General features: G+C 73.3%; 22 protein-coding genes. 18 read left to right on the plus strand and 4 right to left on the minus strand.

The features are described from left to right. Window positions 1-14: 14 nt before the first annotated feature. The 3 genes from J2X26_RS13625 (at window position 15) to J2X26_RS13635 (ending at window position 1,947) form a co-directional block, all read left to right on the plus strand. Window positions 15-455: a response regulator gene (locus J2X26_RS13625; protein WP_307493034.1), complete on the plus strand. Its 441-nt coding sequence runs from the start codon at window positions 15-17 to the stop codon at window positions 453-455. An 80-nt stretch (window positions 456-535) separates the two neighbouring features. Beyond that, on the plus strand, window positions 536-1,471 hold the full coding sequence (locus J2X26_RS13630) for a PAC2 family protein (protein ID WP_307493036.1): 936 nt from the start codon (window positions 536-538) through the stop codon (window positions 1,469-1,471). Between the two features lie 272 nt (window positions 1,472-1,743). Beyond that, entirely contained in the window at window positions 1,744-1,947 is a 204-nt protein-coding gene (locus tag J2X26_RS13635; protein ID WP_055921997.1) for a cold-shock protein, read from the plus strand. A gap of 47 nt (window positions 1,948-1,994) precedes the next feature. Here the strand turns inward: J2X26_RS13635 and J2X26_RS13640 are convergent, their stop codons facing one another. Then, window positions 1,995-2,873 carry a spermidine synthase gene (locus J2X26_RS13640; RefSeq protein WP_307493038.1) on the minus strand — a complete coding sequence of 293 codons (879 nt, stop codon included), beginning with the start codon at window positions 2,871-2,873 and terminating at the stop codon, window positions 1,995-1,997. A 104-nt stretch (window positions 2,874-2,977) separates the two neighbouring features. Between J2X26_RS13640 and J2X26_RS13645 the strand changes: the two genes are divergently transcribed. From J2X26_RS13645 to J2X26_RS13655, 3 genes are read left to right on the plus strand one after another with little or no spacing between them, the layout of a single operon-like run. Further along, a complete protein-coding gene (locus J2X26_RS13645; RefSeq protein ID WP_307493039.1) occupies window positions 2,978-3,448 on the plus strand; it encodes an SAV_6107 family HEPN domain-containing protein in 471 nt (156 codons plus the stop codon). A gap of 46 nt (window positions 3,449-3,494) precedes the next feature. Continuing rightward, entirely contained in the window at window positions 3,495-4,769 is a 1,275-nt protein-coding gene (dinB, locus tag J2X26_RS13650) for a DNA polymerase IV (RefSeq protein ID WP_307493040.1), read from the plus strand. A 40-nt stretch (window positions 4,770-4,809) separates the two neighbouring features. After that, window positions 4,810-5,214 (plus strand): DUF3040 domain-containing protein, encoded by a 405-nt coding sequence (locus J2X26_RS13655; protein WP_307493041.1) that lies wholly within the window; start codon window positions 4,810-4,812, stop codon window positions 5,212-5,214. Here J2X26_RS13655 and J2X26_RS13660 read toward each other — a convergent pair. Genes J2X26_RS13660 through J2X26_RS13670 form a run of 3 tightly spaced genes read right to left on the minus strand, consistent with a single transcriptional unit; the run spans window position 5,159 to window position 9,689 of the window. After that, the gene (locus tag J2X26_RS13660) at window positions 5,159-7,444 is read right to left on the minus strand and encodes a transglutaminase family protein (RefSeq protein WP_307493042.1); all 2,286 of its coding nucleotides are present in this window, start codon (window positions 7,442-7,444) and stop codon (window positions 5,159-5,161) included. The two genes, J2X26_RS13655 and J2X26_RS13660, sit on opposite strands and share 56 nt — an antisense overlap. Further along, a complete protein-coding gene (locus J2X26_RS13665) occupies window positions 7,441-8,688 on the minus strand; it encodes a DUF58 domain-containing protein (protein ID WP_307493044.1) in 1,248 nt (415 codons plus the stop codon). The genes J2X26_RS13660 and J2X26_RS13665 overlap by 4 nt, the downstream gene beginning before the upstream one ends. Then, window positions 8,688-9,689: an AAA family ATPase gene (locus tag J2X26_RS13670; RefSeq protein ID WP_307493045.1), complete on the minus strand. Its 1,002-nt coding sequence runs from the start codon at window positions 9,687-9,689 to the stop codon at window positions 8,688-8,690. Before J2X26_RS13670 ends, J2X26_RS13665 begins: the two co-directional genes overlap by 1 nt. Window positions 9,690-10,070: 381 nt before the next feature. Between J2X26_RS13670 and mraZ the strand changes: the two genes are divergently transcribed. The 12 genes from mraZ to J2X26_RS13730 all read left to right on the plus strand — a co-directional run bounded on the left by mraZ (window position 10,071) and on the right by J2X26_RS13730 (window position 24,435). Further along, window positions 10,071-10,547 (plus strand): division/cell wall cluster transcriptional repressor MraZ, encoded by a 477-nt coding sequence (gene mraZ, locus J2X26_RS13675; RefSeq protein WP_055921977.1) that lies wholly within the window; start codon window positions 10,071-10,073, stop codon window positions 10,545-10,547. Window positions 10,548-10,701: 154 nt separating this feature from the next. Then, window positions 10,702-11,709 carry a 16S rRNA (cytosine(1402)-N(4))-methyltransferase RsmH gene (gene rsmH / locus J2X26_RS13680; protein WP_307493046.1) on the plus strand — a complete coding sequence of 336 codons (1,008 nt, stop codon included), beginning with the start codon at window positions 10,702-10,704 and terminating at the stop codon, window positions 11,707-11,709. Next, window positions 11,706-12,128 carry a hypothetical protein gene (locus J2X26_RS13685; RefSeq protein WP_307493048.1) on the plus strand — a complete coding sequence of 141 codons (423 nt, stop codon included), beginning with the start codon at window positions 11,706-11,708 and terminating at the stop codon, window positions 12,126-12,128. Before rsmH ends, J2X26_RS13685 begins: the two co-directional genes overlap by 4 nt. Continuing rightward, window positions 12,125-14,023 carry a peptidoglycan D,D-transpeptidase FtsI family protein gene (locus tag J2X26_RS13690; protein WP_307493049.1) on the plus strand — a complete coding sequence of 633 codons (1,899 nt, stop codon included), beginning with the start codon at window positions 12,125-12,127 and terminating at the stop codon, window positions 14,021-14,023. The genes J2X26_RS13685 and J2X26_RS13690 overlap by 4 nt, the downstream gene beginning before the upstream one ends. A 49-nt stretch (window positions 14,024-14,072) precedes the next feature. Further along, window positions 14,073-15,650, plus strand: a complete 1,578-nt coding sequence (locus J2X26_RS13695) for a UDP-N-acetylmuramoyl-L-alanyl-D-glutamate--2,6-diaminopimelate ligase (RefSeq protein ID WP_307493051.1) — start codon at window positions 14,073-14,075, stop codon at window positions 15,648-15,650. Next, on the plus strand, window positions 15,647-17,098 hold the full coding sequence (locus tag J2X26_RS13700; RefSeq protein ID WP_307493052.1) for a UDP-N-acetylmuramoyl-tripeptide--D-alanyl-D-alanine ligase: 1,452 nt from the start codon (window positions 15,647-15,649) through the stop codon (window positions 17,096-17,098). Before J2X26_RS13695 ends, J2X26_RS13700 begins: the two co-directional genes overlap by 4 nt. After that, complete coding sequence (mraY, locus tag J2X26_RS13705; protein ID WP_307493054.1) at window positions 17,095-18,177, plus strand: phospho-N-acetylmuramoyl-pentapeptide-transferase; 1,083 nt, start codon at window positions 17,095-17,097, stop codon at window positions 18,175-18,177. Before J2X26_RS13700 ends, mraY begins: the two co-directional genes overlap by 4 nt. Beyond that, window positions 18,178-19,626 (plus strand): UDP-N-acetylmuramoyl-L-alanine--D-glutamate ligase, encoded by a 1,449-nt coding sequence (murD, locus tag J2X26_RS13710; protein ID WP_307493056.1) that lies wholly within the window; start codon window positions 18,178-18,180, stop codon window positions 19,624-19,626. A gap of 19 nt (window positions 19,627-19,645) precedes the next feature. Continuing rightward, window positions 19,646-20,890: a putative lipid II flippase FtsW gene (ftsW, locus tag J2X26_RS13715; protein WP_307493059.1), complete on the plus strand. Its 1,245-nt coding sequence runs from the start codon at window positions 19,646-19,648 to the stop codon at window positions 20,888-20,890. Further along, window positions 20,883-22,019: an undecaprenyldiphospho-muramoylpentapeptide beta-N-acetylglucosaminyltransferase gene (gene murG / locus J2X26_RS13720; protein ID WP_307493060.1), complete on the plus strand. Its 1,137-nt coding sequence runs from the start codon at window positions 20,883-20,885 to the stop codon at window positions 22,017-22,019. Before ftsW ends, murG begins: the two co-directional genes overlap by 8 nt. Continuing rightward, window positions 22,016-23,437, plus strand: a complete 1,422-nt coding sequence (gene murC / locus J2X26_RS13725; RefSeq protein ID WP_307493062.1) for a UDP-N-acetylmuramate--L-alanine ligase — start codon at window positions 22,016-22,018, stop codon at window positions 23,435-23,437. Before murG ends, murC begins: the two co-directional genes overlap by 4 nt. Further along, window positions 23,434-24,435 carry a cell division protein FtsQ/DivIB gene (locus J2X26_RS13730; RefSeq protein WP_307493064.1) on the plus strand — a complete coding sequence of 334 codons (1,002 nt, stop codon included), beginning with the start codon at window positions 23,434-23,436 and terminating at the stop codon, window positions 24,433-24,435. The genes murC and J2X26_RS13730 overlap by 4 nt, the downstream gene beginning before the upstream one ends. Window positions 24,436-24,612: the final 177 nt, after the last annotated feature.

Raw genomic sequence — 24,612 nt, forward strand, 5'->3', positions numbered from 1 at the left:
AACGGAGAGCCCACGTGCCCACCAGCACCAAGATCATCGACGTCCTCCTCGTGGAGGACGACCCGGGCGACGTCCTCATGACCCGGGAGGCGTTCGAGGACAACAAGCTCCGCAACCGCCTCTCCGTGGTCTCCGACGGTGTGAGCGCGCTGGAGTTCCTGCGCAAGGAGGGCGAGCACGTCGACGCCCCGACGCCGGACCTGGTCCTGCTCGACCTGAACCTGCCGCGCATGGACGGCCGCGAGGTCCTGCAGGCCCTCAAGGCGGACGCCAACCTGCGCTCCATCCCGGTCGTCGTGCTGACCACCTCGGAGGCGGAGGAGGACGTGGTCCGCAGCTACTCGCTGCACGCGAACGCCTACGTCACCAAGCCCGTGGACTTCGACCGGTTCATCGAGGTGGTGCGTCAGATCGACGAGTTCTTCGTCGAGGTGGTCCGGCTCCCCGGTCGTTGACCGGAAAGAGACCGCCGCGGGAAGAACTGGTGGCGGGTGGGCGTTGTCCCGGTAACCCGGACGGAAGTGAGCGCACACCCATGCTGAACCCGAGCGAGATCTACGACGTCGACCCCGAGGTCGCCGCCCAGGTCGAGGCGCGGACGGTGAACGGCGCCGGTCCCGTCCTCGTGCACGCCGTGCGCGGGTTCGTGGACGCGGGCAACGCCGGCCAGCTGGCCGCCGAGCACCTGGTCGACGAGCTGCCGACGACGCGCCTGGCGACGTTCGACGTCGACCAGCTGCTGGACTACCGGTCGCGACGGCCGGTCATGACGTTCGACCAGACGACGTGGGCGTCGTACGCCGAGCCCGAGCTGGTCGTCGACCTGGTCCAGGACGCTGCGGGCGTCCCGTTCCTGCTGCTGCACGGCGTCGAGCCCGACGTGCAGTGGGAGCGGTACGTGGCCGCCGTCCGGCAGATCGTCGAGCGTTTCGACGTGCCGCTGACCGTCGGGCTGCACGGCATCCCGATGGGCATCCCGCACACGCGCCCCCTGTCGGTCACGGCACACGCGACGCGGCCCGAGCTCGTCGCCGACCACACGTCGTGGTTCGGCACGGTCCAGGTCCCCGCCAGCGCCAGCGCCCTGCTCGAGCTGCGCCTGGGCCAGTCGGGGCACGACGCCGTGGGGTTCGCCGTGCACGTGCCGCACTACCTCGCGCAGTCGGCGTTCCCGCAGGCCAGCCAGGCGGCGCTGACCAACGTCGAGCGCGCCACCGGGCTCGACCTGCAGGTCGCGGCGCTCACGTCGGCCGCGGACGAGGCCATGGCGGAGATCGACCGGCAGGTGACCGGGTCGGAGGACGTCGCCGCCGTCGTGCACGCGCTCGAGGAGCAGTACGACTCGTTCACGCGCAACATCGGGCGCACCAGCCTGCTGGCCGGCTCCACGGACCTGCCGACCGCCGACGAGCTGGGGGCCGAGTTCGAGCGGTTCCTGGCCCAGCAGGGCGACGACAGCGGTCCCGCCTGAGGCCCGACCTTTACCAGATCGTTGTCAAAGCGTGTGAGCCGACAGGGCGAAAGCATGGCGCCGCCCGCAGGGCCGATGGAAGGATGCACACGTTGCAGTGACGTACTCGCTTGACCGGCTTGCTCGACAGGCATCGTCATCCGGGCCGCGGCTCGGAAGTCGGTTCCGACCAGTCGTCTTCGGCTGGCCACCCGGTGCAGGACGTGAGGCATTGCGGCACGGCGTAGGCAGAAGGTCCGCGCCGTCACCGGTGGGACAGAAGGAAAACGAACATGGCACAGGGTGCTGTCAAGTGGTTCAACGCTGAGAAGGGCTTCGGGTTCATCGCCCAGGACGGCGGCGGTGCCGACGTCTTCGTCCACTACTCCGCGATCGACTCCTCGGGCTACCGCAGCCTCGACGAGGGCCAGCGCGTCGAGTTCGAGATCACGCAGGGCGCCAAGGGGCCGCAGGCCGAGAGCGTCCGCCCGATCTGACCTGACGTCCGACAGGGCCGTACCCGTTCCCGGGTGCGGCCCTGTCGTCATGCCGGCGGGTCCGTCAGGGGCACGGCGTTCCCCACGAACGCGGTGACCTCGTCGCCGTGCAGCAGGCGCGCCGGCGCGGGCAGGCTGCGGACGGCGCGGGCGAGGGTCGCCGAGCCCAGCAGGTCGGGGTCGTCGGTGGCCGCCAGCACGACGTTGCCGTACCCGCGGCCGCGCAGGAGCCCCGGCTCGGCGATCACCGCGACGTCGGCGAACGTGGCGCGCAGCGTGGCGCCCTCGGCCTTCGCGCCCGCCAGCGGCGGGCGGTCCGCGCAATTGGCCAGGTACAGGCCGCCCGGTCGCAGCACCCGCGCCACCTGCGCGACCATCTCGCGCGTGCGGACGTGGTCGGGGGTGACGTCGCCGGCGAAGACGTCCCGCACGACGACGTCCGCGGACGCGTCGGGCAGCGTGGACAGCTCGGCGCGGGCGTCGCCTGCGCGGATCCGCAGGGCGGGGGAGCGCGGCAGGTCGAACCAGCCGCGCACCAGCTCCGGCAGCACGGTGTCGAGCTCGACGGCCAGCTGGCGCGACCCGGGGTGCTCCGCGTCGACCGCCCGTGCCAGCGCGCAGCCCGCCGCACCGAGGTGGACGACGTCCAGAGGCCCACCCGCATCGCCGACCCGATCGATGACGGCTGCCATCTGCTGCATGTACTCGAACACCAGGCGCGTCGGGTCGACGAGGTCGAGGTAGGAGCTGGGCACCCCGTTGACCAGGACCGTCACGCCGTCGGGATCGTCGAGGTCCCGGACCAGCTCGACGGTGCCGGTGGGGATGGGCACCGGGCCGGTCGGCCAGAGCCCGCGGGCAGCGCTGCGTGTGGGTGGTCGGTGCGAGGCTGGGGTGCGTCGGGCGGAGCGGTCGCGGGCGGCCATGGCTCCCACGCTACGGCGCCTCCGCCGGGCTTGACGGCATCGAACAGGTGTTCGATAATGGATGCAGACGGGTCCACAGCACGGCACGGCGAAGGGACGGCGAGATGCAGCAGCAGCTCGAGCAGCAGGCTCCTGGTGAGTCGACAACCGGAGCACCCGTGCCGGCGCGTGCCCTCGAGCTGCTCGGCCGGGCCGACGCGGAGCTCGTGGCCGCGCAGTTCTCCCCCGAGCCGTGGGAGCAGCTCTCCCACGCCCACCTCGCCGCACTGCGCGCCGGGGCGGCGGTGGTCGCCGCCCGCGGGACGCCGTCGGGGCGCCGCGCACCGCGCACGGTCTGGAGCATGCTCGGCGTCGTCGCCCCGGAGCTGGGCTCGTGGTCGACCTACTTCGCGGAGGCCGCGGCGCTGCGGTCGGCGGTGGATGCCGGCCGGTTCGAGCTGGTCGGCCCCGCGCGGGCCGAGGAGGCGGTGTGCGCGGCCGAGGACTTCGTCGACGCGGCACGCGACCTGGTGCTCGGCGGGGTGGGTGCCGTCGCGGGCCGCACGCTGAGCATGCGCGTCCAGCGGGCGTCGTGAGCACAGACCGCGGGTCAGGCGTCGGGCCCGACGGCCCTGCATCGCCATGAGCCGCGGTCCCCGGTCGGCGCAGGCCAAGCGGGACTGGGGTCAGGAGGAGGCGGGCTGCTCGATCCTGCACGTCGACATGGACGCCTTCTTCGCCTCGGTCGAGCTCGCCCGTCGACCGCAGCTGCGCGGACTGCCCGTGATCGTGGGCGGGGCGACGCGTGGTGTCGTGCTGGCGGCGACGTACGAGGCCCGGGCGTTCGGCGTGCACTCGGCGATGCCGATGGCGACCGCCCTGCGGCAGTGCCCGCAGGCGGTCGTCGTCCCGCCCGACCATCACGCGTACCGCGAGGTGTCCGCGGGGGTCATGCGGGTGCTCGGCGACATCACGGCGCTGGTCGAGCAGGTGAGCGTCGACGAGGCGTTCCTGGACGTGGCGGGCGCGCGCCGGCGGCTGGGTCCACCCACGGTGATCGCCCAGCTCATCCGTCGGCAGGTCCGGGAGCAGTTCGGCATCACGTGCTCCGTCGGGATCGGATCCACCAAGCTCGTCGCCAAGCTCGCGTCCGGTCACGCCAAGCCGGACGGCGTCCTGCTGGTCCCACGCGCTGCGACCATCGACTTCCTGCGGATCCTGCCCGTTGGCGCACTCTCGGGCGTGGGTGAAAAGACGGAGACCGCCTTGGCGCGGTGGGGGATCAGGACGGTCGGGGAGCTGGCCGACACCGACGTGTCCACGGTCCAGCACGCGGTCGGCAGGGTGGCGGGCGCGCACCTGGTCGACCTGGCATGGGGACGGGACCCGCGGCCGGTCAGCCCGGGTCGTGAGGAGAAGTCGATCGGGGCCGAGGAGACCTTCCCGGCCGACGTCGCGGACCTTGCCGTGGTGGAGGAGAAGGCCCGTGAGCTGGCGGACCGTTGCGCGGTCCGGTTGCGGACGAACGGGCTGGTCAGCCGCACGATCACGGTGAAGATCCGCACCAGCGACTTCCGCACGCTCACGCGTTCCCGCACCCTGGCGACTCCCACGGACGTCGGCCGGGAGCTGTTCCTCGCCGCCCGCGAGCTGGTCGCGGGCGTCGACCTGCGTGGTCTGCCCGTGCGGCTCGTCGGCGTGCGCGCCGAGGGGCTGTCCCGGGCGGCGACGAGCATCCGGCAGCCGACCCTCGACGAGGCCTCGGACGCACCCGTGCGGGCCCGGCGGGAGGCGGAGCGCGCCATGGATCAGGTGCGCGGGCGGTTTGGGAGCGGATCCATCCGGGCCGGAGCCTCCCAGTCAGGTGGAGTATCCTCCGGCTCGACTACCACCATCGTTCCGGCGGATCTATCCTGAGCCGGAAGACAGGTCCACATAGCTGACAACGGGGGTCAGGATGCCTCTCTCCGAGTACGAGCAGCGCGTGCTCGAGCAGATGGAACGGCAGTTGACCTCTGACGATCCTCGGCTCGCGAACACGCTGACCCAGCGCGGGCACCGCCCGTTCGGCCGATACGTCATCGCGGGAGTCGGTGCGTCCGTCGGTCTGCTACTGCTCGTGCTCGGCGCCGCGAACAGCCTTCCGTGGCTCGGTGTCATCGGCTTCGTCGTGATGTTCGCTGCCGTGGCCTTCGCGTTCGCCGCCCCGCACCGCTCGTCCGGGCACCGGTCCGGGCCGCGCGGGGTCGTGCAGAGCGACGGGCAGGTGAAGCCGGCCGCTCCGGCCACGCGTCAGAAGTCGAGCTTCATGTCTCGTCTCGAGGAGCGCTGGGAACGGCGCCGCGGCGAGAGCGGTCGCTGAGCAGCGTCTCGACGCCGCTCATGATGTCGTCGACCCACCCGGCCAGGACGGCCGGGTCCACGTCGGGCTGGACCGGCGCGTAGCGCTCGCGCTCGACGGTCCTGGCCAACGACTCCAGCGCCTCGGCGGACGTGCCCGTCAGGGGAGCCCCCGCCGCCTGGCGCAGCTGCTCGTGCACGGACACGACGACGGTGCGCGGTGAGTCGGCGTCCGTCCAGGTCACCCCTCGGGCGCCGAGCCGACGCCGGGCGCGCAGCCACGCACGCTCAGGTGTCAGGTCGGCGCGCAGGAGGCTGCGGCGCCGGACGAGTGCCAGGGCGAGGGAGGCGACGACCAGCACGATCGCGACGGTGATCGCGACCGGCAGCCAGGCCTGGTCCTCGTCCTGCGTGCCGGTCGACGAGGACTGCCCGCCCGGGGCGGTCGACGACGAGGAGCTGGCCGCCGGCAGCGGGACGATCTCGTCGGGCTGGCTGTCGGGCGCGGACACTCCGGTGAACGGGTCGGCCCAGCGCGGCGGAGCGCTCGTCTGCACGGCGGGGGTGGGCTCGAACCGCACCCAGCCGTAGCCCTCGAAGTACAGCTCCGGCCAGGCGTGCGTCCGCTGGCCGGAGACCACGAAGCTGCCGTTGCGGTCGGACTCGCCGGGCAGGAATCCGACAGCCACGCGGGCGGGGATGTCGAGGGTGCGGGCCATGATCACCATCGAGGTGGCGAACTGCACGCAGTACCCGCGGGTCGACTGCAGGAAGTCCCACACGGCGTCGTCGGACCGCGAGGGTGCCACGCGCGTGTCGTAGGTGAAGTTCGTCGTGGCGCGGAAGAACGTCTGGAGCGCCATCGCCTGCTCGTACGGGGTCGTGGCGTCGGCGGTGATCTCGCTGGCCAGCGCGGCGACGTCCTGCGAGCGGCTGGTCTGCGGCACCTCGAGGGACGCGCCGTCGTCGTCCGGGTCGCCGACCTCCGCGTCGGCGAGGTCCTCCTTGGTGAGCGAGGGGATCTCGACCTGCATCGCGTAGGTCATGCCGTCGAACGTGCCGCGCCGGCCGACGATCTCGTCGCGGGCGACGTCGTACTCCCATCCGCCGCTCACGTCCACGGTCCGCGGGAAGGTGCTCACGGGGAGGCGTCGTTCGCGCATGTTGGCCACCTCGACCTGGACGTTCGCCAGGGTGCCACGCTCGGGGTCCGGCGCGGTGCCGCGGATCTCCGGGTCGGACGACAGGAGGGTGGCGGGGTCCCAGGTGGTCAGTTCGAACGAGTCGGTCCGGTCCCACTCGGCGCCGTCGAACGCCGTCATCGTGAAGGCGCGCAGCGGCCCCACCTCGCCGGCGGAGACGGTGGTGTCGCTCGACGCGCTGGGGGACGGTGTGGGGTCGGCGTCCGGTTCGGCCTCCACGGGAGTGACGGAGTACCGCAGCACAACCTGCCCGGACCGGGTGCCCAGGCTCTCGCGCAGGTCGAGGTCGTCGCTGAACGACATGGGCCCGACGGGGCCGGTGCCGAAGCTGGGCATGCGCATGGTCGCCCAGCCGGGGAACGCGGCGACCGCGGGACCGGCGACGAGGGTGGCCACGATCAGCCCGACCGAGCACAGGACCGCGACGCCAGCCCTCCGCCCCCGGTCGCTGTGCGCCGACGGTGGCGCGGCGCTCAGGGCCAGCAGGAGCAGGTAGAACAGGCTGGTCCAGGCGATCGACCAGCCGCTCGCGGGGAAGCCGAGGATGATCGCGGGAGCCCACAGGCCGGCGAACGCGAGCCCGGACAGCGCGGGCGCGCCGAGGCCGATCGCGACCAGGTCGGACAGCAGGAAGACGGCGACGGCGCCGACGACGACCAGGAGCTCGGTGGGCCGCACGCCGACCATCGGCACGAGCGACGCGTTGATGACGGCGACGCCCTCGCGTGCGGTGGACAGGGTCCGGTCCAGCGAGTCGCCGTCCGGCAGGACCTGGAGCCGCCCGGGAGGTGCCCCGTACCGGACGAGGACGATGCCGACGGCGACGATGGTGCCGGCGAGCGTCGGGGCCCACCAGGACCGGGTCACGGCGCGGACGCCGATCACGACCGCGGCGACGACCAGCACGATCAGCCACGTCGCGACGAGCCAGCCGCCGCGCACGATCAGACCGGTGAGCGCGAAGAGGCTGGCGCAGGTCGCGGCGGCGCACAGGGCCGAACCGAGGGCCGACCGCGGGCCCCGGGGGATGCGTTGCAGGCGGCCGGTCACTGGGCGGACCCCAGGAGGCGCAGCCAGCAGTCGACGACCGGTTCGCCGGGCGTGACCCGGCACGCCCGCCAGCCGGCGCGGCGCAGCGCCTTGATGGTGTGCTCCGCCTCCGCCTCCTGAGCGGGCGTGTCGGCGCGGACGACGGCCCAGGCGAGGGCGGCGTCCGCGACGTGGGCGAGAGCGGCGCGGGCGGAGGCGCCGAGCGGGCCGAGCACGGCCAGCACGATCTCGCCGCCCGCCTCCGTGGTGTGCAGGAGGTGCGCCGCCGACACGAGCGCGGCCTCGCCCTGCACGGCCGAGCGCGGCGCCTCGAGGTCGATGGTGCGGTCGAGCAGGGCGCTGCGTGCGCCGGGGCCGGACCGGTCGTGCACGAAGGCGAGCGGGTTCGCCGCCGCAGCGTCCGGCCTCCCGCTGACCAGGCGCACCGGGTGGCCGCCGTCGAGCATCGCCAGCGACATGGACGCGGCCAGGGAGATCGACCACTCCAGGCTCGTGGCGCGGGCGGGCAGGTCCAGGAGCACCGAGACGGGGCGCATCCCGGCGCGCTCGTCGGACCGGACCATGAGCGCACCCTTGCGGGCGCTGCTGCTCCAGTGCACGCGCCGCAGGTCGTCGCCCTCGCGGTAGTCGCGCAGCGAGGCGTCGTCGGTCGACGGGCTCCGCGCGCCCAGGGCGACGCGGTCGGGCTCGCCGACCAGCACGTCGCTCGGCGTCGGCAGCGGGACGACGGCCGGCCACACGGAGACCTCGGCCTGCTCGCCCAGCGTCGCGGAGGTGCGCATCACCCCGAACGGGTCGCCGCGGGTCACCACGAGCGGACCGAGCGGCCACCGGCCACGGCGGGCCGCCTGCACCGAGTACGTCACGGTGACGCGGCGCGGTGCGCGGGTCACCCGGGCGCGCAACGGCCGGCCGCCGGACAGCTCGGTGGCCGCCTGCTCGGCGAACTTCAGCCCGGCCAGCCGGACGCGGGCGGCGGGGTCCGTCGCGGTGATCACGACCTCGATCTGCGCCTCCTCGCCGGCATGGACCGGGTTGGGGACCGCGTGCCGCTGCACGCTGAGCCGGTGTTTGCCCCGGCCCGGGTCGAGCACCCCCACGGCGACGGCCGCCCCGACGACGAGCAGCAGCGCCAGGGTGCCGATCCGGACGAGGTCGACAGCACCGAGCGCCACGCCCAGCTGCAGGGCGACGATGCCCGCGATCCCGAGCGCGAGTCCGCGGGGCGTCGGACGAAGGCGCATCAGCCGATAGCGCGACGAGAGCGCGCGGTGGCCGCCGCGGACGGGAGCGGGACCCGGTCGAGGATGTCGGTGACGATGTCGGACGTGCTGCGCCCGGACAGGCGGGACTCGGTGCTGGGCAGCAGCCGGTGCGCGAGGACCGGCACGCCGAGCTGCTGGACGTCGTCGGGCAGCACGTGGTCGCGGCCGTCCATCGCGGCCAGGGCCTTGGCGGCCCGCAGCAGCTGGATCGCCGCGCGGGGGGACGCGCCGAGGCGCAGGCCCTGGTCCTCGCGTGTCGCGGTCACGAGGTCGACGACGTACCGCTTGATGCCCGGTGCCGCGAACAGCCGGCGCGCGGTCTCGATGAGGGCCTTCACCTGGGCGGCGTCGGTCACGGGCCGCAGGGTGTCGAGGGGGTCGGACGTCTCCTGCAGGTCGAGCATGTCGAGCTCGGACTCGATGCTCGGGTAGCCGACCGTCAGGCGGGCCATGAACCGGTCCCGCTGCGCCTCGGGGAGCGGGTAGGTGCCCTCCATCTCGACGGGGTTCTGGGTGGCCACCACCAGGAACGGTCGCGGCAGCGGGTAGGTGCGGCCGTCGACGGTCGCCTGCGCCTCCTGCATGCACTCGAGCAGCGCCGACTGCGTCTTGGGCGAGGCGCGGTTGATCTCGTCGCCGATGACGACGTGCGCGAAGACGGGCCCGGGCCGGAACTCGAACTCGTGCGTCTGCGACCGGAAGATGTTGACGCCCGTGAGGTCCGACGGGAGCAGGTCGGGGGTGAACTGGATCCGGCCGACCGTGCAGTCGATGGTCTTGGCCAGCGCCTTGGCGAGCGTGGTCTTGCCGACCCCGGGCACGTCCTCGAGGAGCAGGTGCCCCTCGGCGAGCAGGACGGCGACGGTGACCCGGACGAGCTCGGGCCGACCGGTGACGACGCCCTCCACGGCCGCGCGCATCCGGTGGGTGATGTCGACGACGTCCTCGAGCTCGCTCGAGGACGGGACGGCCTGCAGCATGACGCCTCCTTTGGCGGATCTGGGTCCGATCGTAAAGGTCGGGCGGCAGGAGTTCATCGCCCATCGGCCCCCCACTTCGCTCCACCACCCGCCCGGCGGAGCGTCGACCGGCGCAGCGACCTGGGGCATTCGTCCGATCCCTCCGGAATCAGGCCTCTGATCTGCACCCCGACACGCCCCGGGACGAGTCGGGCGCCGAGATTCCCTCCACTTAGCACCACCGCTGTGACCTGCAGTTATAGCCCTTCGATCGGGTGAATACTGCGTATCTCCGGTTGCTGGTGGAGTGAAGTGGAGTAGCGTGGAGGCACGTGGTGAGGAGGGGAAACCTGCACCACGGACAGCAGCACGAGCCGCAGCGTGAGACCGGGAGGAGGCGGGGTGACGCATGAGTCGTCCGCCGGCGTCTTCGGCTCCTTCGCGCCCTTCCTGGGCACGTACACGCCGCGTCTCGACGAGAAGGGCCGGCTCATCCTTCCGGCGAAGTTCCGCGGTCAGCTCGCCCCGGGTCTCGTCATGACCCGCGGTCAGGAGCGCTGCCTCTTCCTGCTCCCGATGCAGGAGTTCCAGCGCATGCACGACCAGCTCCGGCAGGCCCCGGTGACCAGCCGCCAGGCCCGCGACTACCTGCGCGTCTTCCTGTCCGGTGCCAGCGACGAGCTGCCCGACAAGCAGGGACGCATCTCCATCCCGCCGATGCTCCGCAAGTACGCGGGCCTCGAGCGCGACGTCGCCGTCATCGGCACCGGTACCCGGGTCGAGATCTGGGACCTCACCGCGTGGGAGACGTACCTGGCCGAGCAGGAGGCCGGGTACGCCGACACCGCGGAGGAGGTCTTCCCGAACGGCCCGTTCTGACAGATCAGGCTCCACAGCATCGCCGCCCGGTAAGACCTCCTCCCGAATCTCTGACGCACTTCCCCGGTGTCAGAGGGTCGGTGGGGGATCTGGTCGGACGGCGGAGGGGCCGCCTGACCACACGCATCCGTGCCACCTGGGGAGGGGAGCAGCGATGAGCACGACCGACGACGCAGCCTCCCGGCACACCCCGGTGCTGTTGCAGCGCTGCCTCGACCTGCTGGCACCGGCGTTCGACGTCGAGAACCCCGTGATGGTGGACTCGACGCTCGGCATGGGCGGCCACACCGAGGGCGTCCTGAAGGCGTTCCCGCACGTCCGGATCGTCGGCCTGGACCGCGACACGCAGGCGCTCGAGCTCGCGGGCCGGCGGCTGGCGCCGTTCGGTGACCGCTTCACGGGCGTGCACGCGGTGTACGACGAGATCAACGACGTGCTCGACCGTCTCGGCATCAGGGGCGTCCAGGGCGTGCTCATGGACCTCGGCGTCTCGTCGCTGCAGCTCGACGAGCGCGAGCGCGGCTTCTCCTACTCGGCCGACGCTCCGCTCGACATGCGCATGGACGCCACGACCGGCCAGACCGCGGCGGACGTGCTCAACACCTACGACGAGCGCGAGCTCGCGCGGATCCTGCGGGTGTACGGCGAGGAGCGGTTCGCGCCGCGCATCGCCCGGGCGATCGTCGCGCAGCGGGCGCGGCGGCCGCTGGAGCGCACGGGTGAGCTGGTCAGCATCGTGCGCGCCAACATCCCCGCGGCGACGCGCAAGACCGGCGGCAACCCGGCCAAGCGCACGTTCCAGGCCCTGCGGATCGAGGTGAACGGCGAGATCGAGGTGCTGGAGCGCGCGCTCCCGCAGTCGATCGAGGCGCTCGCCGTGGGCGGCCGGATCGTCGTCGAGGCGTACCACTCGCTCGAGGACCGCGCGGTCAAGCGGGCGCTCGCCGTCGGAGCGACGTCCAGCGCCCCGCCGGACCTGCCCGTCGAGCCCGAGACGCACGCCCCGTTCCTTCGCCTCGTGACCCGCGGTGCCGAGGAGGCCGACGAGGCCGAGCTCGCGCACAACCCGCGTTCGCAGTCGGTCCGGCTCCGCGCCGCCGAGCGCGTCCGTCCCACGCCTGACCACCTCAAGCCACGCCAGACCGGAAGGAGGGCAGCATGAGCGCCCAGACCGCTGCCCGAGCAACTGCCTACCCGGCACCGTCCCGTCCGCGCCCGACGACGGCGCCCGCGCCCGCACCCCGACTTCGTGTCGTCCGCGCGCCGGAGCACGCCCGGACGCGAGTTCCGTTCATCCTTGCCTGCATGGCCGTCCTCGCCGGAGCGCTGCTGTCCGCGCTGCTCCTCAACACCTCGATGGCCGCCACCGCGTACGCCAAGTACGACCTCTCCAACGAGCTGGGCCGGCTGAACCAGGACCAGCAGGACCTCACGGCGCAGCTCGACGCGAAGGCGTCGCCCACCCAGCTCGCCGCGGCCGCGGCCGCGCTCGGCATGGTCCCGACCAACGGCACCGGCTGGCTGCGGCTGTCGGACGGCAGCGTGCAGGGCGTCCCGGAGCCTGCGGGAGCCGGGGGATGACGACACCGGTCGCGCGCCCGCGCGCCCGCACCGAGCAGACGCGTCGTCCGGCGGCGGGCAACCGTGCCGCCGGTACGACGGTCCCGCGTCAACGGCCCGGGAGTGCTCCCCGCACGGTCGTGGTGCCTCCGCGCACCCGCGGCGGGAGGCCTCCCGTCGCTCCGGTCGAGCCGGGGTCCCGCCGTCGGATGGCGTTCCTCGCCGCTCTGGTCATCGTGGCGCTCGCCGTGTTCGGCGGGCGCCTGGTGTATGTCCAGGGCCTGCGGGGGGCGAGCATCGCCGAGCAGGCACGGGATGCCCGCCTCACGTCGATCACGCTGCTCGGCGGCCGTGGCGAGATCACCGACGCCGAGGGCGCGCCGCTGGCCACGTCGGTCGAGCGGTACGAGATCTCGGTCAACCAGCGGCTCGTCGCGAACTTCAAGGGCTCGGAGAACCCGGCTGTCCCGGACGGTGCCGCCGGTGTCGCCGCGACGCTGGCCCCGCTGCTCGGCATGAACGCCGCGGAGCTCGGGGGAGCGCTCGTCGGCGACCGGCAGTTCGTCTACATCCGCAAGGGCGTGCTGCCCGAGGTGGCGCGCGAGGTCCGCAAGCTCGGACTCAGCGGTGTCAACGTCGACCGGGTGGCCGAGCGGGTGTACCCGAACAGCTCGCTCGCCGGGAACGTCGTCGGCTTCGTGAACTCCAACGGTGTCGGGCTCGCCGGCCTCGAGGCGTCGCTCGACGACCGCCTCACGGGCACGGCCGGGAGCGAGACCTACGAGCGCGGGCGCAAGGGGCAGGCCATCCCCGGCGGGTACTCCGAGGACACCCCGGCGACGCAGGGCGACTCGGTGCAGCTCACGCTGCTGTCCGACGTGCAGTGGAAGGCCCAGTCGGCGCTCGACGCGCAGGTCGCGGCCACCGGCTCGTCGTCCGGCTCGCTGATCGTGATGGACGTCAAGACCGGTGAGATCTACGCGCTCGCCGACTCCGGGGCTGTCGACCCGAACCACCCCGGTGAGGCGTCGGGCTCGCTGTCCAGCGCCGTGTCGGACGTGTTCGAGCCCGGCTCGACCGGCAAGGTCATCACGATGGCGGCCATCCTCGACAACAAGATCGCCGACCCGCTCTCGCAGTGGGAGGTCCCCTACACGTACTCGCCCGACGGCAAGGAGACGTTCAAGGACTCGCACGAGCACGGGGTCCTGCGGCTCACGACGACCGGGGTGCTGGCGGAGTCCTCGAACACCGGCACGGTCATGATCGGTCAGAACCTGCCCGTCCAGACCCGGTACGACTACCTGGCGAAGTTCGGCTTCGGTGCCCAGACCGGGATCGAGCTGTCGGGGGAGTCGAAGGGCATCCTGCACCCGGTCGACACGTGGCAGCGGCGCGACAAGTTCGCCGTGCTCTTCGGCCAGGCCGTGTCCGTGACCGCGCTGCAGGCCACGCAGGTCTTCGCGACGATCGCCAACGGCGGGGTGCGCGTGCAGCCGCACATCATCAAGGGCTGGACGTCGCCGGACGGCACCTACACCCCGACCCCCGCAGCGCCGACGACCCAGGTCGTGTCGGCGGAGACCGCCAAGACGGTGCTCACCATGATGCAGAGCGTCGTCGACGACGGGACCGGTGCCCACGCGGCGATCCCCGGCTACCAGGTGGCCGGGAAGACCGGCACGGCGCAGAACTGGGTGGGCGGCATCCAGGGCATCACGTCGTCGTTCATCGGCGTCGCGCCCGCCGACGACCCGCGCATCGCGGTCGCCGTGATCCTGCACAACCCGCAGACCTCGGTCTACGGCGGCACGGTCGCGGCGCCGGTGTTCAGCGACGTCGCCGGCTACACGCTCAGCGAGCTCGGAGTGGCACCGTCGGGCACCACCGGGACGCTGTTCCCGACGACGTGGTGAGCGACCCGCACCGGGCGTGGGGGGACGGCCGGCGGGGTAGATTCTCCCCATGACGACCCCCGCTCGGATGCGTCCGCTGCATCCCGCGGCCCACGTGGTCGCCGACCTTGTCTCGACGTTCGGCCTGGTCGCACGAGGTGCACCGCTGCCGGCCGGCGCCGTGCTGACCGGCGTGAGCCTGGCCAGCGGCGACGTGGTCGCAGGTGACGTGTTCGTCGCCGTGGCGGGGTTCCAGGTGCACGGTGCCACGTACGCCGCACAGGCGGTCGACGCCGGCGCCGTGGCGGTCCTGACGGACGAGGCCGGTGCCGCGCTGCTGGAGGACTCCGGCCTGGCCCGACGGATCCCCGTCCTGGTCGCCGAAGACCCGCGCGCGGTCGCCGGACCGGTCGCCGCGTGGGCGCACGACGCGCCGGGCGAGCGGTTGGTCGCGGTCGGCGTCACGGGCACCAACGGCAAGACCACCACGGCCTACTTCCTCGACGCCGCGCTGCGGGCCGCGCACGCGACGACGGCCGTGCTCGGCACCGTCGAGCTGCGGATCGGCGAGGACGCCGTCGAGAGCCCGCGGACCACGGTCGAGGCGCCCGCCCTGCAGGCGATCCTCGCGCTGGCGGTGGAGCGGGGGGCGACGGCCCTCGCCATGGAGGTGTCCTCGCACGCGCTCGCGCTCGGCCGGGTCGGTGGGCTGACGTTCGACGTCGTCGGCTTCACCAACCTGCAGCGGGACCACCTCGACTTCCACGGCGACATGGACGGGTACTTCCGGGACAAGTCGCGGCTGTTCGCCGTCGGTCAGGCGCGTCGTGGCGTGGTCGTCGTGGACGACGAGTGGGGGCGCCGGCTGGTGGCCGAGTCGCCGATCCCCGTCGAGTCCGTGGCGACGCACGTGGACGCACCCGAGGGCGTCGACGCGGACTGGGCGGTGGTCGCCGCCGACATCGGCCTCGACGGCGTCGGCTCGACGTTCACGCTGCGCGGTCCGGACGGTGCGCTGCACGAGGCCGTGAGCCCGCTGCCGGGGAAGGTCAACGTCTCGAACGCGGCGCTGGCCATCGTGCTGGCGCACGCGGCCGGCGTGGACCTCGACCGGGCGATCGCTGCGGTGGCGGTCGCGCACGAGATCCCCGGGCGCATGGAGCGAGTCATCGAGCGTGGCGACGGCTTCCCGCTGGCGATCGTCGACTACGCCCACACCCCCGACGCGCTCGTCCTGGCCCTCGACGCCGTCCGCCCGATCACGCCGGGCCGGCTCGTGCTCGTGTTCGGCTCGGACGGCGACCGGGACCAGGGCAAGCGCCCGATCATGGGGGAGATCGCCGCACGGCTCGCGGACGTGATCGTCGTCACGGACGAGAATCCCCGTTCCGAGGAGCCGGCAACCATCCGGTCCGCCATCCTCGACGGTGTCCGGCTCCAGCGGCCGGACCTGGTCGACGTGCACGAGGCCACCAGCCGCGCGCAGGCCATCCGCGACGCCCTCGCACTCGCCTCCGAGCAGGACACCGTGATCATCACGGGCAAGGGCCACGAGCCGACCCAGGAGATCGCCGGCGTGTTCCACCGGTACAACGACCGCGACGTGCTGATCGCAGCGCGCACCAGCCGGCAGGAGCAGCACGCGTGATCGCCCTGACGGCGGCCGAGATCGCGGCCGCGACCGGCGGTGTGCTGCGCGGCGCCGCCGCCACCCGGCCGGCCCTCGTCGTGAGCGGACCCGTCGTGGTCGACTCCCGCGACGACGTCACCGGTGGGCTGTTCGTCGCGCTGCCGGGCGAGCACGCGGACGGCCACGACTACGCCGCCGTGGCGGTCGCCGCCGGCGCTGCGCTCGTGCTGGCCGCGCGTGACGTCGTCGGCGCCGGTGGGGACGTGCTGCCGAGCGTCGTCGTCACCGACGTCGAGAAGGCCCTCGGTGACCTCGCCCGCGTCGTCCTCGAGCGGCTGCGCGAGGTCGCGCTCGAGCCCGGCGGGAGCGACCTGCGCGTCGTCGGCATCACGGGGTCGGTCGGCAAGACCACGACCAAGGACCTGCTCGCCCAGCTGTGCGGGAGCGTCGGGCCGACGATCGCGCCGGTTCGCTCGTTCAACAACGAGATCGGCCTGCCGCTGACGGTGCTGCGCGCCGACGAGTCGACGCGCTTCCTGGTGCTCGAGATGGGCGCCAGCGGTCCGGGACACCTCACCTACCTCACCGACATCGCGCCGCCCGACGTCGCGGTCGTCCTGATCGTCGGCCACGCGCACCTCGGTGGCTTCGGGGGTATCGACGCGGTCGCCGTCGCCAAGTCCGAGATCGTGCAGGGCCTCGTCGCGGACGGGGTGGCTGTGCTCAACGCCGACGACCCGCGCGTGTCCGCGATGGCGGCGCTCGCCCCCGGGGACGTCGTGACGTTCGGTGCCGCACCCGACGCGACGGTCGGTGTGCGCGACGTGCGTCTCGACCGCAGCGGGCGGGCGACGTTCACCCTGGTGCGGCGGGGCGAGACCGAGCAGACCGCCGAGGTGTCCCTGCGGCTGGTCGGCGAGCACCACGTGCACAACGCCCTCGGTGCCGCGGCCGCGGCGCTCGCCGTCGGGCTCGACCTGGACCAGGTGGCCGCAGGCCTCAGCGCCGCCGACGCCCTCAGCCCGCACCGCATGCACGTGGTCGACCGCCCCGACGGGGTCACCGTCGTCGACGACTCCTACAACGCCAACCCGGACTCCATGCGTGCTGCGCTCAAGGCGCTGGCCGTCCTGGCCGGACGGGACCGTCGCTCGATCGCGGTGCTCGGCGAGATGCTCGAGCTGGGGCCCGGTGCCCGCGAGGCCCACGACGCCATCGGCCGCCTGTGCGTCCGGCTGAACATCGGCCTGACGATCGTGGTCGGTGAGGGCGCGCGTGCCATCCGTGACGGCGCCAACCACGAGGGCTCGTGGGGCGACGAGGTGGTGCTCGCGGACGACCTGGCCGTGGCGACCGCGTTCCTCGAGAGCGAGCTGCGGCCCGGCGACGTGGTGCTGGTGAAGTCGTCGTACGGCGCCGGACTGTGGAAGCTGGGCGACACCCTGGTCGAGGGGGGCGTCCGATGAGGGCGGTCCTGATCTCCGGCGGGCTCGCGATGCTCATCGCGCTGCTGGGGACACCCCTGTTCATCCGGTTCCTGATCCACAAGCAGTACGGACAGTTCATCCGGCAGGACGGACCGACCGCGCACTTCACCAAGCGCGGCACCCCGACCATGGGCGGCGTCGTCATCATCGGCGCGACGCTCGCGGGCTGGGTCAGCGGCCTGATCGCGACCGGGACCCCGCCCAGCGCGTCGGCCATCCTCGTGCTCTTCCTCATGACCGGCCTGGGCGTCGTCGGGTTCCTCGACGACTTCATCAAGATCTCCCGGCAGCGCAGCCTCGGGCTCAACGCGCGCTGGAAGATCATCGGCCAGGGCATCGTGGGCATCACGTTCGCGGTGGCGGCCCTGCAGTTCCCCAACGACAAGTTCCGCACGCCCGCGTCCACGCGGATCTCCTTCATCCGCGACACCAACCTGGACCTCGCGTTCTGGGGCGTGACCGTCGGCACCATCCTGTTCGTGATCTGGGCGAACTTCCTGATCACGGCGTGGTCCAACGCGGTGAACCTCACCGACGGCCTCGACGGTCTGGCGACCGGCGTCTCGCTCATCGTCTTCGGCGCCTACGTCATCGTCGGCGTCTGGCAGTTCAACCAGAGCTGCCAGTTCCTGGCCAGCGCCGGACCACGGTGCTACGAGACGCGGGACCCGCTGGACCTCGCGGTCGTCGCAGCGGCCATCACGGGCGCGTGCTTCGGGTTCCTGTGGTGGAACGCCAGCCCCGCCAAGATCTTCATGGGGGACACCGGCTCGCTCGCGCTCGGCGGGGCGCTCGCCGGACTCTCGATCCTCTCCCGGACCGAGATCCTCGCCGCCATCATCGGCGGACTGTTCGTGCTCGTCGTCCTGTCGGACGTCATCCAGATCGGCTTCTTCAAGATGACCGGCAGACGGGTCTTCAAGATGGCACCGCTGCACCACCACTTCGAGCTGTCGGGGTGGGGCGAGGTGACCATCGTGATCCGGTTCTGGATCATCGCCGGGTTGTTCGTCGCGCTCGGCGTCGGGATCTTCTACGCCGAGTGGGTGGCCGGGTAGGTGGCCGATCTCGTGCTGGAGGGCGCCCTGGTGGTCGTCGCCGGGCTCGGGGTCTCCGGTCGCGCCGCGGCCGAGGTGCTGGCGTCCCGCGGTGCGCGCGTGGTGCCGGTCGACGACCACGCCGACGACGTCATCGGCTCCGCGGAGCTGCTCGAGGGGACGGTGCTGGACCGAGCGGACCTCGTCGTCGCGTCGCCCGGGCTGGCGCCGCACCACCCGCTCCTCGTCGCCGCCCGCGAGCACGGCGTGCCGGTGTGGAGCGAGGTCGAGCTCGCCTGGCACGTGCGCGTGGACCGTGCGGACGGTGGTGGGCCGGCGCCGTGGCTCGCGGTCACCGGGACCAACGGCAAGACGACGACCGTCGGCATGCTGGAGTCGATCCTGCGGGCCGCCGGGGAGAACGCCGTGGCGGTCGGCAACGTCGGCACCCCCGTGGTGCTCGCGGCGACCGACCCGACGCTCGACGTCCTCGCGGTCGAGCTCTCGAGCTTCCAGCTGCACCACACGTCGTCGATGTCCGCGCAGGCGGCCGCGGTGCTCAACGTCGCACCCGACCACCTGGACTGGCACGGGTCGCTCGACGCCTACGCGGCCGACAAGGGCCGCATCTTCGAGCGCGCCCAGGTGGCGTGCGTGTACAACCTCAGCGACCCCGCCACCGAGGACCTGGCCCGGGAGGCGGACGTCGTCGACGGCTGCGTGGCGGTCGGCTTCACGATCGGGACGCCGCTGGTCGGCCAGGTCGGCCTGGTCGAGGACGTGCTGGTCGACCGCGGGTTCTCCCGGCTGCGGCACACGCACGCGGCCGAGCTGGGCACGCTCGACGACCTGATGCAGCTGGCCGGGCCGGACGGCACGGTGCCGCCGCACGTCGTGGCGAACGCGCTGGCCGCGGCCGCGCTCGCCCTCGCGCACGGTGTCTCGCCGGCGGCGATCCGCGAGGGCCTGCGCGCCTACGGACCGGGGGAGCACCGCCTCGCAGGCGTCGCCGTGGTCGACGGCGCCGCCTACGTGGACGACTCCAAGGCGACGAACGCCCACGCAGCCGCAGCAGCCCTGGGCGCGTTCCCCACGGGCAGCGTCGTGTGGATCGCGGGTGGTCTGGCCAAGGGCGCGCAGTTCGACGAGCTCGTCGCGGCCCGGCACGACCGCCTCCGGGCCGTCGTGCTGATCGGCGTCGACCGCGCGCCGTTGCGGGACGCTCTCGCCCGACACGCACCCGAGGTCCCCGTCGTCGAGGTCGACGCCGGTGAGACTGGCCCGGTGATGACCCGCGCCGTGGACGAGGCCAGGCGGCTCGCTGCCCAGCCGAGCAGCGCGCCGGGCGAGCCAGGCACAGTCACCGTCCTGCTCGCGCCCGCCTGCGCGTCGATGGACCAGTTCACGTCGTACGCCGCCCGGGGCGAGGCGTTCGCCGCCGCCGTGCGTGCGCTCGGTGGGGACGAGTGACGCGCCAGGAGGGGGAGCGATGACGACGACCACCCCCCGCCCCGGCGCGCGTCGGTCGGCGGAGCCTGCACCGTCCACCAGCTCGCTGCTCGGCCAGTGGAACAGCGCGGTCACCAGCTACTACGTGCTCATCGGTGCGACCGCGCTCCTGCTCGTCATCGGGCTGGTCATGGTCCTGTCCAGCTCGAGCGTGGAGTCGCTCGACGACGGGCACTCGCCGTACGCGGTGTTCCTCGACCAGGCGAAGTACGCGCTCATCGGTCTGCCGCTGCTGTTCGGGCTGTCCCGGGCACCTGTGCGGTTCTTCCAGGCGATCGCCTGGCCGGCGCTCGCCTTCTCGATCGCGTTCCAGCTGACCGTGTTCACCCCGCTCGGCTGCGGCGCCGGCGGCAACCAGAACTGGGTCTGCATCGGCGGCTTCTCCGCTCAGCCGTCGGAGACCATCAAGCTCGCGCTGGCCATCTGGCTGGGCGCCGTCCTGACCCGCAAGCTGTCGCTGCTGCGGGAGTGGAAGCACGCCATGATCCCCGCGGTGCCCGTCGCGGGCATCGCGGTCCTCGTGGTCCTCGCCGGGCACGACCTCGGGACCGCGCTGGTCCTCATCCTGCTGGTCGCCGGTGCGCTGTTCGTCGCCGGGGTCCCGATGCGCATGTTCGGGTTCGCCGCGCTGCTCGCCGCGGGCCTGACGGCCCTCCTGACGATGACGAGCACCAACCGCACCGACCGGATCACGTCCTGGCTCTCGGACGAGTGCGACGCGGCGTCGTCCTGCTACCAGACGCTGCACGGCGGCTGGGGGCTGGCCAGCGGGGGCTGGGGCGGGCTGGGGCTCGGCGAGAGCCGGGAGAAGTGGTCCTACCTGCCGGCCGCGCACAACGACTTCATCTTCGCGATCCTCGGTGAGGAGCTCGGTCTCATCGGCACCCTGCTCGTCCTCGGCCTGTTCGGGCTGCTCGCGTTCGCCATGATCCGCGTGATCCGTCGGCACCCGGACCCGTTCGTCCAGATCACCACGGGCGCGATCCTGTGCTGGATCATCGGCCAGGCGCTGGTCAACGTCGCCGTGGTCATCGGCCTGGCGCCGGTGATCGGGATCCCGCTGCCGCTGGTCTCGGCGGGCGGCTCGGCGCTGATCATGACGATGGCCGCCCTCGGCGTGCTCATCTCGTTCGCGCGCTCGGAACCGGGCGCGGCGGAGGCCCTCGCCGCGCGGCCCGGCGTGGTCCGGCGGTCCCTCGCCGTGATCGGGCGGTCCCGTGGCTGACGCACATCGTGCGCCGTCGGTACTGCTGGCTGGTGGCGGCACCGCGGGGCACGTCAACCCGCTGCTCGCGGTGGCCGACGAGCTCCAGCGGCGCCACCCGAACGCCCGGCTGACGGTCCTCGGCACCGCCGAGGGCCTCGAGTCGCGGCTGGTCCCGGAGCACGGCCTCCCGCTGGCCGTCGTCCCGCGCGTCCCGCTGCCGCGCCGACCCACGCTCGACTGGTTCCGGCTGCCGCTGCGCCTGCGGGACGCGGTCCGTGCCGCGGGCGCCGCGATCGACGACTCCGGTGCGCAGGTGGTGGTCGGCTTCGGCGGCTACGTCGCGACGCCGGCCTACCTCGCGGCCCGCCGCCGGAAGATCCCCGTCGTCATCCACGAGCAGAACGCGCGCGCGGGCCTGGCCAACCGGCTGGGTGCCCGGTGGGCCCGTTCCGTCGCCGTGACGTTCCCCGGCACGGCGCTGCGGGGTGCGCAGGTCACCGGCCTGCCGCTGCGCGCGCCGATCGCCCGGCTGGTCCAGCAGCGCCTCGACGACCGCGTCGGGACGCGCACCGCCGCCGCCGCGGAGCTCGGTCTCGACCCCGACCTCGCGACGCTCCTGGTGTCCGGCGGGTCGCTCGGCGCCGTGAGCGTCAACACCGCGGTCGCGGGCGCCGCCGCGGACCTGCTGGCGGCGGGCGTCCAGGTGCTGCACCTGACCGGTGCCGGCAAGGCCGACGCGGTCCGCACCGCGCTGGTCGGGGTCCCCGGCGCCGAGCGGTACCACGTGCGGGAGTACCTGACGGAGATGCAGCTGGCGCTGGCCGTGGCCGACGTCGTCGTCGGGCGCTCCGGCGCCGGCACGGTGTGCGAGCAGGCCGCGCTGGGCATCCCCGCTGTCTACGTCCCGCTGCCCATCGGCAACGGCGAGCAGCGGCTGAACGCCGCCGCCGTGGTCGCGGCCGGCGGCGGGCTCCTGGTCGACGACGCCGACCTCGACCCCGCCTGGATCCGCGCGCACCTGCCCGTCCTGCTGGTCGGCGACGCGGCCGCGGAGACACGCGAGCGCATGGGTCAGGCCGCTGCGAGCGTCGGGGTCCGGGACGCTGCGGCACGGGTCGCCCGGTTGGTCGAGAAGGAGCTGCCGTGACGGGCGAGCTGCGGCCCGCCGACCTCGGCCGCGTCCACCTCGTCGGCGTCGGCGGCGCCGGCATGTCCGCGATCGCGGCGCTGCTCGCCGCCCGCGGCGTGGTGGTCAGCGGTTCGGACGCCGCCGACGGTCCCGCGCTGCCGGCTCTGCGAGCGGCCGGCGTCGCGGTGCACGTCGGCCACGAGGCCTCGCTCGTCGACGACGTCGACACCGTCGTGATCTCGTCGGCGGTCCGGGAGTCCAACCCGGAGCTCGCCCGTGCCCGGGAGCGAGGGCTGCGGGTCCTGCACCGGTCCGAGGCGCTCGCGTCGCTCATGGTCGACCGGGACGCGGTCGCGGTGGCCGGTGCCCACGGCAAGACCACGACGTCGGCGATGATCGCCACCGCACTGCTGCACGCGGGCGCCGACCCGTCCTTCGCGATCGGGGGGACCGTGTTCTCGGCCGACGGACCGCTCGGCGGTGGCCGGGACGGTGCCGGCCGGGCGTTCGTCGCGGAGGCCGACGAGTCCGATGGCTCGTTCCTCGCGTACGCGCCCCTGGTCGCCGTCGTGACCAACGTCGAGCCGGACCACCTCGACCACTACGGCTCCACCGAGGCGTTCGAGGACGTGTTCGTGCAGTTCGCCGGCCGCATCCGGCCCGGTGGCACCCTCGTCGTCTGCGCCGACGACCCTGGCGCGGCACGGCTCGTCACCCGGGTGCGCGACGAGCTCGCGGCGCGGGACGTCTCCGTCGTCACCTACGGCACGTCACCGGACGCCGACGTCGTCGTGGGCGAGCTGCGCGCCGACGCCGGGCGGTGGGCGTTCGAGCTCACGGCCGGTGACCTCACCACCACGGTCCGCCTCGCCTTCCCGGGCGCCCACAACGCGCTGAACGCCGCGGCGGCCTGGGCCGCCGCCCGGCGCCTCGGTGTGCCCGACGCCGCGGACGGTCTCGCCGAGTTCCGCGGCACCGGGCGACGTTTCGAGGACCGCGGGACGGTCGGCGGCGTCCGCGTGGTCGACGACTACTCGCACCACCCGACCGAGGTCGCGGCGCTGCTGCGCGGCGCCCGGTCGGTCGTCGGCGACGGCCGCGTCGTCGCCCTGTTCCAGCCGCACCTGTACTCGCGCACCCGCACCTTCGCCGTCGAGTTCGGCGCCGCGTTCGACCTCGCGGACGTCGTCGTCGTCACGGACGTCTACGGCGCCCGCGAGGACCCGGACCCGACGGTCACGGGCGCGCTGATCGTGGACAACGTCCCGACGCCCGGCAAGGCGTCGTTCGTGCCGGACCGGTTCGAGGCCGCCCGTGCCGCTGCCGCTGCGGCACGCCCGGGCGACCTCGTGCTCACGGTCGGCGCAGGCGACGTGACCCTGCTGGCCGCGGTGGTGCTCGACGCGCTCGCCGGCGACGAGCGACCGGGCGCATGAGCCCGTCCCGCCCGGCCGGACCCCGCAACCCGGCGCCGGGCCGACCGACCGCCCCGCGCCGCACTGCCCCCACCCCGCCGTCGGCCGCGACGCCGGCATCCCGCGGCAAGCCCGTCACCGCTCCGACAGCCACCGTGCCGCAGGACGACCCGACGCCCTTCGGCCGCGCCGTGACCACCTACAGCGCCGGCGGCGCGCGCCGGTACGCGGGCCCGGTGACGCCGCCGGTCGTGTCCACCAGCTCGGTCGAGCGCTTCGCCGAGCGCTCCCGCGCCCGTCGCAACCTCGCGCGGCGCCAGGTCCTGATGGTCGCGGGCTCGACGGTCCTCGTCGGCGCGCTCGGGTGGTTGCTGTTCTTCTCGCCGGTGCTCGCCCTGGACCCGGCCCAGGTGCACATCGAGGGTGCGGGGACCGTGGTCGCGGTCGACCAGGTCCTCGACGTCGTCGGCGCGCACGCCACGACGCCGCTGCCGCGCCTCGACACGGTCCGGCTGCGTGACGAGGTGCTGGAGGTGCCCGGGGTCCGGGAGGCGCGGGTCACGCGCGAGTGGCCGCAGGGCCTCGCCGTGGTGCTCGTCGCCCGGGAACCCGTGGCCGCGGTCCCCGAGCAGCCAGGTGCTGCGACGCCCGGGGCCACGCCCGGGCAGGCGGGCTTCGCGCTCCTCGACATGGACGGCGTGCAGGTGGGCCGGGTGGATGCCGCACCCGAGGGACTGCCCGTCGTCGACGTCCCGGTGGGGGACAAGCGGACCCTCAGCGCCGTCCTGACGGTTCTCCAGCAGCTGCCCGCGGACCTGCTCGCCCAGGTGGGTGACGTCTCGGCCCGCACGCAGGACACGGTGACGATGAACCTGCGCGACGGGGTGCGGGTCGACTGGGGGAGTGCGAGCGAGACGCCGCTGAAGATCGCGGTGCTCTCGGCGCTGCGGGCGTCGCCGGCGGCCGCAGGGGCGACGGTCATCGACGTGTCCGCACCGCGCCTGCCCATCACGAAGTGATCAGCCGGGCGAGATTCTTCGTCAACTCCCGACACGCGCGGCGCGGTCGTTGATCGAGGTCCGGGTGGCACCTAGCGTCACGCACTGACAACGCACCTGACATAACTATAACCCTCAAGTAGAGGGTGAAGGTTTCACCCCGACGCTCGTCCGCCGCCGTGCGGGCCGCGGACGGAC

This window comes from Cellulomonas humilata (assembly GCF_030814415.1).
Lineage (GTDB): Bacteria > Actinomycetota > Actinomycetes > Actinomycetales > Cellulomonadaceae > Cellulomonas > Cellulomonas humilata_A.

What these genes read in the sequence shown, in the direction of transcription:
- J2X26_RS13630 (WP_307493036.1), top strand. Translation starts at nt 536, where the DNA reads ATGCTGAACCCGAGCGAGATCTACGACGTCGACCCCGAGGTCGCCGCC.
- J2X26_RS13635 (WP_055921997.1), top strand. Translation starts at nt 1,744, where the DNA reads ATGGCACAGGGTGCTGTCAAGTGGTTCAACGCTGAGAAGGGCTTCGGG.
- J2X26_RS13640 (WP_307493038.1), bottom strand. Translation starts at nt 2,873, where the DNA reads ATGGCCGCCCGCGACCGCTCCGCCCGACGCACCCCAGCCTCGCACCGA.
- J2X26_RS13645 (WP_307493039.1), top strand. Translation starts at nt 2,978, where the DNA reads ATGCAGCAGCAGCTCGAGCAGCAGGCTCCTGGTGAGTCGACAACCGGA.
- dinB (WP_307493040.1), top strand. Translation starts at nt 3,495, where the DNA reads ATGAGCCGCGGTCCCCGGTCGGCGCAGGCCAAGCGGGACTGGGGTCAG.
- J2X26_RS13655 (WP_307493041.1), top strand. Translation starts at nt 4,810, where the DNA reads ATGCCTCTCTCCGAGTACGAGCAGCGCGTGCTCGAGCAGATGGAACGG.
- J2X26_RS13665 (WP_307493044.1), bottom strand. Translation starts at nt 8,688, where the DNA reads ATGCGCCTTCGTCCGACGCCCCGCGGACTCGCGCTCGGGATCGCGGGC.
- J2X26_RS13670 (WP_307493045.1), bottom strand. Translation starts at nt 9,689, where the DNA reads ATGCTGCAGGCCGTCCCGTCCTCGAGCGAGCTCGAGGACGTCGTCGAC.
- rsmH (WP_307493046.1), top strand. Translation starts at nt 10,702, where the DNA reads ATGAGCACGACCGACGACGCAGCCTCCCGGCACACCCCGGTGCTGTTG.
- J2X26_RS13685 (WP_307493048.1), top strand. Translation starts at nt 11,706, where the DNA reads ATGAGCGCCCAGACCGCTGCCCGAGCAACTGCCTACCCGGCACCGTCC.
- J2X26_RS13690 (WP_307493049.1), top strand. Translation starts at nt 12,125, where the DNA reads ATGACGACACCGGTCGCGCGCCCGCGCGCCCGCACCGAGCAGACGCGT.
- J2X26_RS13695 (WP_307493051.1), top strand. Translation starts at nt 14,073, where the DNA reads ATGACGACCCCCGCTCGGATGCGTCCGCTGCATCCCGCGGCCCACGTG.
- mraY (WP_307493054.1), top strand. Translation starts at nt 17,095, where the DNA reads ATGAGGGCGGTCCTGATCTCCGGCGGGCTCGCGATGCTCATCGCGCTG.
- ftsW (WP_307493059.1), top strand. Translation starts at nt 19,646, where the DNA reads ATGACGACGACCACCCCCCGCCCCGGCGCGCGTCGGTCGGCGGAGCCT.
- J2X26_RS13730 (WP_307493064.1), top strand. Translation starts at nt 23,434, where the DNA reads ATGAGCCCGTCCCGCCCGGCCGGACCCCGCAACCCGGCGCCGGGCCGA.